Origin of the sequence: Frigoribacterium sp. CFBP 13605 (assembly GCF_014839405.1) — a bacterium.
Taxonomy (GTDB): domain Bacteria; phylum Actinomycetota; class Actinomycetes; order Actinomycetales; family Microbacteriaceae; genus Frigoribacterium.
The window spans coordinates 1-9,742 of record NZ_JACYNS010000094.1 but is presented as its reverse complement, the minus strand read 5'-3'; the positions used below and the strand labels follow the sequence as shown (position 1 = coordinate 9,742).

Annotated in this window: 6 protein-coding genes; 4 read left to right on the top strand and 2 right to left on the bottom strand. The window is 71.9% G+C overall.

Features of this window, described 5'->3' with window-relative positions; translation table 11 throughout:
- The 4 genes from IFT36_RS13375 to treZ form a co-directional block, all read left to right on the top strand.
- Positions 1–1,482 (top strand): S8 family serine peptidase (locus IFT36_RS13375; RefSeq protein WP_200413374.1); only part of this gene is annotated, 1,482 nt, incomplete at its 5' end.
- 145 nt (positions 1,483–1,627) lie between these two features.
- Entirely contained in the window at positions 1,628–3,826 is a 2,199-nt protein-coding gene (gene glgX, locus IFT36_RS13370; protein WP_082460561.1) for a glycogen debranching protein GlgX, read from the top strand.
- 17 nt (positions 3,827–3,843) lie between these two features.
- Complete coding sequence (gene treY, locus IFT36_RS13365; RefSeq protein ID WP_200413375.1) at positions 3,844–6,219, top strand: malto-oligosyltrehalose synthase; 2,376 nt, start codon at positions 3,844–3,846, stop codon at positions 6,217–6,219.
- Between the two features lie 142 nt (positions 6,220–6,361).
- Entirely contained in the window at positions 6,362–8,134 is a 1,773-nt protein-coding gene (gene treZ / locus IFT36_RS13360) for a malto-oligosyltrehalose trehalohydrolase (protein ID WP_192122700.1), read from the top strand.
- A 108-nt stretch (positions 8,135–8,242) separates the two neighbouring features.
- On the opposite strand, the gene IFT36_RS13355 is transcribed toward treZ, so the two are convergent.
- Both IFT36_RS13355 and IFT36_RS13350 read right to left on the bottom strand, forming a co-directional pair.
- Positions 8,243–9,049, bottom strand: a complete 807-nt coding sequence (locus IFT36_RS13355) for a polyprenol monophosphomannose synthase (RefSeq protein ID WP_056048503.1) — start codon at positions 9,047–9,049, stop codon at positions 8,243–8,245.
- A 92-nt stretch (positions 9,050–9,141) separates the two neighbouring features.
- A partial coding sequence (locus IFT36_RS13350) for a class F sortase (protein WP_200413373.1) occupies positions 9,142–9,742 on the bottom strand: 601 nt, incomplete at its 5' end.

Sequence of the window (9,742 nt, the reverse complement as noted above, 5' to 3'; positions counted from 1 at the left end):
GCCGTCGCCGCGCCTCCCGCGTCCGCGCCCGGTGCACCCGCCGCACCCGGCAAGCCGGGCCCCGCCCCGACGCTGCCGGTCGTCGAGGGGCCGGTGATGAACTACGTCGTCAACGCGGGCAAGGCCAACCCCGGCGCGACCAAGCAGGTCGAGCGGGCGGTCGCCGCGACGGGCGGCAGCGTCATCGCCGCGTACGCCGAGCTCGGCGTGGTCGTCGCGCAGTCGAGCAACGCGAACTTCGCCCCCTCGGTGCGGAGCGACAAGGCCGTCTCGTCGGCCGGTGCCACCCGCACCGCCGCGGTCGCCGAGACCGACCCGACCTACGGCGTCGGCACGACCGCCCCGGGCCCGGGCAAGCCCGTCAGGCCCGGCCACCCGGGCGGTGCGGGGAAGCCCGGCGGTCCCGGACACCCCGGCAAGCCGAAGGCCGCGACCTCGCCCGAGCAGCGGCTCGAAGAGGCCACGACCGTCGTCGCCGACCCCCTCGAGGCCCAGCAGTGGGACCTCACGGCCATCGGGGCCGACCAGGCGCACCAGGTCACCGACGGCAGCCGCGACGTGCTCGTGGCCGTGCTCGACTCGGGCATCGAGGGCGACCACCCCGACCTGCAGCCGAACATCGACGTGGCCGCCTCGGCGAGCTGCCTGACCGGGACGCCCGACTCGAGCTACGCCGCCTGGCAGCCCACGACGAGCGACCACGGCACCCACGTGGCCGGCACGATCGCCGCGGCCCGCAACGGCGTCGGCATCGTGGGCGTCGCCCCGGGCGTGACGATGTCGGCCGTCAAGGTCGTCAGCGACGACGGCTTCATCTACCCCGAGGCCGCGATCTGCGGCTTCATGCAGGCCGCTGCGACCGGTGCCGACATCACGAACAACAGCTACTACGTCGACCCGTGGCAGTTCTGGTGCGGCTCGGACGTCGACCAGGCGGCCGTGCTGACCGCCGTCGACCGCGCAGTCCAGTTCACCCAGAAGAAGGGCATCGTCAACGTCGCGGCGGCCGGCAACTCGTCGATCGACCTCGCGAACAAGACGGTCGACACGGACAGCCCGAACGACACCACGCCGACGACCCGCCCGATCGACTCACGCTGCCTCGACATCCCGACCGAGCTCGACGGCGTGGTCACCGTGTCGTCGACCACCTCGGCCGGGGCGAAGTCGGGCTTCTCGAACTACGGCGAGGGCGTCGTCGACGTCGCGGCCCCCGGTTCGGCCATCCTCTCGACCGTGACCGGCGGGGGCTACGGGACCAAGTCGGGCACCTCGATGGCCTCGCCGCACGTCGCCGGCGTGCTGGCCCTGCTGAAGTCGACCCACCCGCGTCTCGGCGGTACGGCCCTCGTCGGGTTGCTCGAGCGACAGGCGACCGACACCCCGTGCCCGACCGGCACGACCACCTGCACCGGCACGCCGGCCGACAACGGCTGGTTCGGTGAGGGGATCGTCGACGCCCTCGCCGCCGTGACGAAGTAGCCGACCCAGCAGGAGGAGCACCACAGAGCGAGCACCGCCCCGACGGGGCGCCCGCCCGGCCCGTGCGGCCCGGCGGGCGCCCCGTCCTCGCGCGGACGGGGCGCCCGTTCGCCCCTAGGCTGAGCGAGTCCCAATCGGAGGTTCGATGCACACCTGGCCCGGCAACCCCTACCCCCTCGGCGCGACCTACGACGGCAGCGGCACCAACTTCGCGATCTTCAGCGAAGCCGCCAGCAAGGTCGAGTTGTGCCTGTTCGACGACGACGGCACCGAGACGAGGGTCGAGTTCACCGAGGTCGACGCCTACGTCTGGCACGCCTACCTGCCCACCGTGCAACCCGGTCAGCGCTACGGCTACCGCGTGCACGGCGAGTACGACCCCGCGAACGGCTCGCGTGCCAACCCGAACAAGCTCCTCCTCGACCCCTACGCCAAGGCCACCTGCGGCGAGATCGACTGGGACGAGGCGTTGTTCGCCTACACGTTCGGCGACCCCGACTCGCGCAACGACAAGGACAGCGGCCCGCACATGATGCTGGGCGTCGTCATCAACCCGTTCTTCGACTGGCAGGGCGACCGCGCCCCCAAGTACAGCTACGACGAGACCGTCATCTATGAGGCGCACGTCAAGGGCCTCACCGAGACGCACCCCGACATCCCCGAGGAAGAACGCGGCACGTACGCCGGCGTCGCGAACCCGGCGATCATCGACCACCTGAAGAAGCTCGGCATCACGACCCTCGAGCTGATGCCCGTGCACCAGTTCGTGCAGGACAACACCCTGCTCGAGAAGGGCCTCAGCAACTACTGGGGCTACAACACCATCGGGTTCTTCGCCCCGCACGCCGCCTACTCGGCCACCGGCGACATCGGCCAGCAGGTGCAGGAGTTCAAGACGATGGTGCGGGTGCTGCACGACGCCGGCATCGAGGTCATCATCGACGTCGTGTACAACCACACGGCCGAGGGCAACCACCTGGGTCCGACCCTCTCGTTCAAGGGCATCGACAACGCCGCCTACTACCGGCTGATGGACGGCGACCAGCAGCACTACATGGACTACACGGGCACCGGCAACAGCCTGAACGTCCGTCACCCGCACTCGCTGCAGCTCATCATGGACAGCCTGCGCTACTGGGTCACCGAGATGCACGTCGACGGCTTCCGCTTCGACCTCGCCGCGTCGCTCGCCCGCGAGTTCTACGAGGTCGACCGTCTCTCGACCTTCTTCGAGCTCGTGCAGCAGGACCCGATCGTCTCGCAGGTCAAGCTGATCGCCGAGCCCTGGGACGTCGGCCCCGGTGGCTACCAGGTCGGCAACTTCCCGCCCCAGTGGACCGAGTGGAACGGCAAGTACCGCGACACCGTCCGCGACTTCTGGCGCGGCGAGCCCTCGACGCTCGGCGAGTTCGCCAGCCGCATCACCGGCTCCGCCGACCTGTACGAACGCGACGGGCGACGCCCGGTCGCGAGCATCAACTTCGTCACCGCTCACGACGGCTTCACGATGCGCGACCTCGTCAGCTACAACGACAAGCGCAACGACGCCAACGGCGAGAACGGCAACGACGGCGAGAGCCACAACCGTTCGTGGAACTCCGGGGTCGAGGGCGAGACCGACGACGGAGAGATCCGCGCCCTGCGCGAGCAGCGTCAGCGCAGCTTCCTCGCCACCTTGCTGCTCAGCCAGGGCGTGCCGATGCTGCTGCACGGCGACGAGCTCGGTCGCACGCAGGGCGGCAACAACAACACGTACGCACAGGACAACCAGATCAGCTGGATCGACTGGCCCAACGCCGACCGCGAGCTGATCGAGTTCGTCGCCGAGGTCATCAAGCTGCGCCACGACCACCCGACCTTCCGCCGCCAGCGGTACTTCAACGGCCGTCCCGTCACCCGTGGCGAGGGCGAGCCCCTGCCCGACATCGTCTGGTTGACGACCGAGGGCGACGCCATGCAAGAGGGCGAGTGGAACGAGTCCTACGCCAAGGCGATCGGCATGTTCCTCAACGGCAACGGCATCCGTGGCCGTGACGCCCGAGGCGGTCGCATCACCGACGTCAACTTCGTCCTGTACTTCAACGCCAGCGCCGAGACGGTCACCTTCGTCCTCCCGCCCGACGAGTACGCCCAGGGCTGGGAGGTCGTGGTCGACAGCACCGTGACGGCGCCTCCGCCGCCCGCCAGCGCCGCCCCCCGCACCCCGACGGCCACCCGCGCCGCCACCACCACCCAACCGCCCTCGACCCCGCAGGCCCCCGCGGCTCTGCGGGCCGGCGATCGACTCCCCGTGGCGGGTCGCTCGCTCGTCGTCCTGCGTGCCACGGCCGAGGAAGAACTGTGACCCGACACGAACCGACCATGCACCCGCGCTCGACGTACCGCCTGCAGGTGCGCGCCTCCTTCGAACTCGACGCGGCAGGCGAGCTGGTGCCCTACCTGCGCGACCTCGGTGCCGACTGGGTCTACCTGTCCCCGATCCTCGCCGCCGAACCGGGCAGCGACCACGGGTACGACGTCGTCGACCACAGCCAGGTCGACCCCGAGCGGGGCGGCGCCGAGGGGCTCGACGAGCTGTCGACCCGCGCCCACGCGGCAGGACTCGGCGTCCTGGTCGACATCGTGCCGAACCACGTCGGCGTCGCCACCCCGAAGGCGAGCGTCTGGTGGTGGGACCTCCTGACCCACGGCCGCGCGTCCCGCTACGCCGACGCGTTCGACGTCGACTGGGCCGCCGGCGGCGACAAGGTGCTGCTGCCGGTGCTCGGCGAGCCCGCCGCGGCGGACGGCTCGATCGAGGGCCTCACGGTCGACGGCGACGAGCTGCAGTACTACGACAACGTGTACCCGATCGCCCCGGGAACGAGCTCGCCCGGCGACGACGCCGCCACCGTGCACTCGCGGCAGCACTACGAGCTCGTGCACTGGAAGCGCGCCGACACCGACCTGAACTACCGCCGCTTCTTCGCGGTCAACACCCTCGCGGGCATCCGCGTCGAGGACGAGGGAGTCTTCGCCGAGTCCCACGCCGAGATCGGCCGCTGGTTCTCGGAGGGCCTGGTCGACGGCCTCCGCGTCGACCACCCGGACGGACTGGCCGACCCGAAGGGCTACCTCGACCTGCTCGCGGCCCTGACGGGTGACGCCCACGTGCTCGTCGAGAAGATCCTCGAGGGGGACGAGCGCCTGCCCGAGGACTGGGCGACGGCCGGCACGACGGGCTACGACGCCCTCGCCGACCTCGACCGCCTCTTCGTCGACCCGAACGGCGCACCCGCCCTCGACGCCCTCGACGCGCGCCTGCGCCGGGCCCGCGGCGTGGACGCCGACGAGCACGCCGCCGGGGCGGACGAGACCACCGGCGACGAGCCCGTCGACTGGCACGAGATGATCCTCGGCACGAAGCGCGGCATCGCCGACGGCATCCTCGGCAGCGAGATCAACCGCCTCGCCCGGCTGATCGCCGAGGGCGACACCGTCGACCCGTCCGTGGTCGACGCGCTGGCCGAGCTCGCCGCCGCCTTCCCGGTGTACCGCAGCTACCTGCCGCAGGGTGCCGAGTGGCTGACCGAGGCCGCCGAGGTCGCCACGACCCACCGTCCCGACCTGGCCGACGCCGTCGGACGCGTCGTCGCCGTGCTGCGCGACGAGTCGCACCCCGCCTCCGTGCGCTTCCAGCAGACGAGCGGCATGGTCATGGCCAAGGGCGTGGAGGACACCGCCTTCTACCGCTACAGCCGCCTGGCCACGCTGACCGAGGTGGGCGCCGATCCGAGCGAGTTCTCCGTCACGCCGGACGAGTTCCACGCGCGTCAGCAGGTCCGCCTCGCCGAGCGTCCCTTCGGCATGACGACCCTCTCCACGCACGACACCAAGCGCAGCGCCGACGTCCGCGCCCGCGTCTCGGTGCTGGCCGAGGTCGCCACCGAGTGGGCGGCGACCCTCGAACGCCTGCGCGAGCTGGCCCCGGTCGGCGACGGCCCGTTCGAGAACATCCTCTGGCAGACGATCGTCGGCTCGTGGCCCGCGTCGCGCGAGCGCCTGCACGCCTACGCCGAGAAGGCGTCCCGCGAGGCGAGCACGTCGACCACGTGGACCGACCGCACCGACGAGGCCGAGGCCTTCGAAGGACGGATGCACGCCGCCGTCGACTCCGCGTTCGACGACGACGAGGTGCGTCACGAGGTCGAGCGCATCGTCGACGTGCTGCGTGCACCCGGTTACAGCAACTCCCTCGGCGTCGCGCTGATGCAGCTGACCGGCCCCGGCAGCCCCGACGTCTACCAGGGCGGCGAGCTGTGGGACTTCTCGCTCGTCGACCCCGACAACCGACGCGAGGTCGACTTCGCCCTCCGCCGGCGCCTCCTGGACGAGGTCCGCGGCGGCGCGACGCCGGCGATCGACGACACCGGTGCCGCCAAGCTCGTGGTGACGCACCACGCCCTGACGCTGCGCCGCGACCGACCCGACCTGTTCACGCGCTACGCCGCGTTGCCGGTCTTCGGCGAGCAGGCCGCGTCGGCCGTCGCCGTGGACCGCGGCGGGGCGCTCGCGATCGCGACCCGCCTCCCCGTGGCCCTCGAGCAGGCCGGCGGCTGGGACGACACCGTGGTCCTGACCGCAGGAGGCGCGTACCGCGACGTGCTCACCGGCCGTCGGCACGAGGGCGGTCGCCTCCGACTGGCCGACGTGCTCGACACGTACCCCGTCGCCCTGCTGATCCCCGCAGAGGACTGACCCCGTCGGGTCGCGCCCCGTCGCGCCCGACTACCGTCGCCCCCGGGCGAGACGTCACGACATGCCGCTCACCTCTCGACGTGAGCGGCATGTCGTGCCTTCTCGACCCCCTCCCCCGCCCCTTCCGAACCCGAGGAGACCGATGAGCGTCTACGACGTCTGGGCCCCGAAAGCGACCACCGTCCACCTGCACCTCGACGGCGAGCTGCTGCCGCTGTCCGCCGAGCCCGACACGGGCTGGTGGCGCGCCCCCGCCGACCTCGACCGGGGCCCGGGGCACCGCTACGGCTTCGTGCTCGACGGCGGCGACTCCCCCGAGGGCGAGACGCCGCTGCCCGACCCCCGCTCGCGTCGCCAGCCCGACGGCGTGCACGGCCTGAGCGAGACCTACGACCCGGGCGCCTTCGCGTGGACCGACGACGCGTGGACCGGCCGCCAGCTGGCGGGATCGGTCGTCTACGAGCTGCACGTCGGCACCTTCACGCCCGGGGGCACGCTCGACTCGGCGATCGAGAAGCTGCCCCACCTGGTCGACCTCGGCGTCGACCTGGTCGAACTGCTGCCAGTGAACGGCGTCAACGGCCGCTGGAACTGGGGCTACGACGGCGTGGACTGGTTCACGGTGACCGACAACTACGGCGGTCCCGAGGCGTACCAGCGCTTCGTGGACGCCGCGCACGCGGCAGGTCTCGGCGTCGTGCAGGACGTCGTGTACAACCACCTCGGCCCGTCGGGCAACTACCTGCCGCTGTTCGGGCCGTACCTGTCGAGCAAGCACGCGAACACCTGGGGCGACAACGTCAACCTCGACGACGACGGCGCCCACGAGGTGCGCGAGTTCATCCTCGACAACACGGCGATGTGGCTCGACGACTACCACGTCGACGGCCTGCGCCTCGACGCCGTGCACGCCCTCAAGGACGACAGCGAGGTCCACCTGCTGCAAGAGCTCGCCGAGCGGACCGCCGCCCTCAGCAGCCACCTGCGCCGGCCGCTCTCACTGATCGCCGAGAGCGACCTGAACGACCCGCGCCTCGTCACCCCGCGCGACGGCGGCGGCTTCGGCCCCGACCACCGCCAGGGCTACGGCCTCGACGCGCAGTGGAGCGACGACTTCCACCACGCCGTGCACGTCGCGCTCACCGGCGAGACGACCGGCTACTACGCCGACTTCGAGCCGCTCGGCGCCCTGGCCAAGGTGCTGACCAAGGGCTTCTTCCACGACGGCACCTGGTCGTCGTTCCGCGAGGCGACGCACGGGTACCCGGTCGACACCGAGCACATGCCGACCTGGCGCCTGGTCGTGGCCAACCAGAACCACGACCAGATCGGCAACCGGGCGATCGGCGACCGCCTGGCCGCGACGCTCGACGACGGGCAGCTGATCATCGCCGCGGCGCTGACCCTGGCCGGTCCGTACACGCCGATGCTCTTCATGGGCGAGGAGTGGGGCGCCTCGACCCCGTGGCAGTTCTTCACCTCGCACCCCGAGCACGACCTCGGCGAGGCGACGGCGAAGGGCCGCATCGAGGAGTTCGCGAAGATGGGCTGGGACGAGTCGTCCGTGCCCGACCCGCAGGCGCCCTCGACGTTCGAGGACAGCAAGCTCGACTGGTCCGAGCTCGAGACCGGCCGCCACGCGGTGCTGCTCGACGCGTACCGCCGTCTGGGGGCGCTGCGCCGCAGCGAGCCCGCCCTGACCGACCCCCGCTTCGGCGAGACGGGCGTCGAGTACGACGGCGACGCCCGCTGGCTCGTGCTGACGCGCGGTGACCTGAAGATGGCGATCAACCTCGCCGACCAGGAGGCGCGGGTCGCGGTGAGCGCCGAGACCGTCCTGTTCGCCAGCGACGCGTCGATCGCCAAGGGGTCGAGCCTTCTGCTCCCGGCGCACTCGGTCGCGATCGTCCGCTGACGCGGGCACGGCCGACGCGCACTCGGCCGACGCGGGCCCGACCGGGGCCAGGACAGATGACGCGCGCCCGGGGCTGACCACCCCGGGCGCGCGCGTGCCGCCTCCCTGCTAGCGCGTCGACACGCCGCCACGCACGGGCCCGACCCGGTGCGAGGTCGCGCGGACGCTCGGCAGGCGACGGTGTCGCACGACCAACTCGACGACGGCGCGGGACCGTCGACGCAGACCCCACAGGGTCACCTTGGTCAGCGACTCCCGGACGATCGAACCGCTCATCTTCGAGGCGCCGTGGATGCGCTCGGTGAACGTGATCGGAGTCTCGACGACCCGCAGGCCCGCCTGCAGCGCGCGCCAGAGCAGGTCGACCTGGAAGCAGTACCCCCGCGACTCGACCCGGTCGAGGTCGATACGGCGCAGCGCGGACGAGCGGAACACCCGGAACCCACCGGTCGTGTCGGCCACGCGGATGCCCAGGGCTCCCCGCGTGTACCAGCTGCCGCCACGGCTGAGCAGCTCCCGGCGGAGGGGCCAGTTCTCGACGGCGCCGCCGGGCACCCACCGTGAGCCGAGCACGAGGTCGTTCTCGCGGAGCAGCTCGAGCATGCCGGGCAGGTACTCGGGGTGGTGCGAGCCGTCGGCGTCCATCTCGACGAGGGCGTCGTAGCCTCGCTCCAGCCCCCAGGCGAAGCCGGCGAGGTAGGCGGCGCCGAGGCCGGCCTTCTCGGTGCGGTGCATCACGTGCACGCGGGGATCGCGGTCGGCGTAGGCGTCGGCCAGCTCTCCGGTGCCGTCGGGCGAGCCGTCGTCGACGACGAGGACGTCGACCGCGGCGCCGGAGGCGAGGGTGCGCCCCACGATCCAGTCGAGGTTCTCGCGCTCGTTGAAGGTCGGGATGATGACGAGGGCGTCGTTCATGGTGGGGTCCTTTCCCGTCGGGTGGGAGTCGGAGGTGTCGGGTGTCGGAGGTGTCGGGTGTCGGGTGTCGGAGGCGTCGGTCGGGCGTCAGGTCACGAGGCCACGAGGTCCGCGAACACGATGAGGTTGTCGACGTAGTGCCCGGTCGACCGGTCGAAGGTGCCGTCGCAGGTGATCAGCCGGAGGCCGGGGGTCGGACTGGCCCCGTAGACGTCGCTCGTCGGGAACGTCGCCTTCGGGGTGCGCTCGCTGCCCGTGACGCGGAAGGTCTCGACCGAGCCGGTCGACAGCGTCACCTGCACCTCGTCGCCGGGCACGAGCTTCGCGAGGTCGACGAACACCGCGGGGGCGTCACCCGAGTCGACGTGTCCGGCGATCACGGCCGGTCCGACCGCGCCGGGGACGACGCCGTCCTGGTACCACCCAGCCGACAGCCACTCCTTCGGAGGGTCGAGCTCGCCCTGGGCGCCGAGGCCGAGGTCTTCGAGGCCGGAGTCGACCCCTATCGAGGGGATCTGCAGGCGGACCGGCGTCGCGTCGGCCGGGGGCGAGGTGTACGACGGGGCCGCCGGGTCCTGGAAGGCACCGGCCGCTCCGCTCGCCGCATCCGGCGTCGCACCGGTGGTGGCGGGGGCCGTGGCGACGGAGCCGGGTGCGTCCGCGTCGGTCCGGGCGGCGACGGCGGCCACCGTC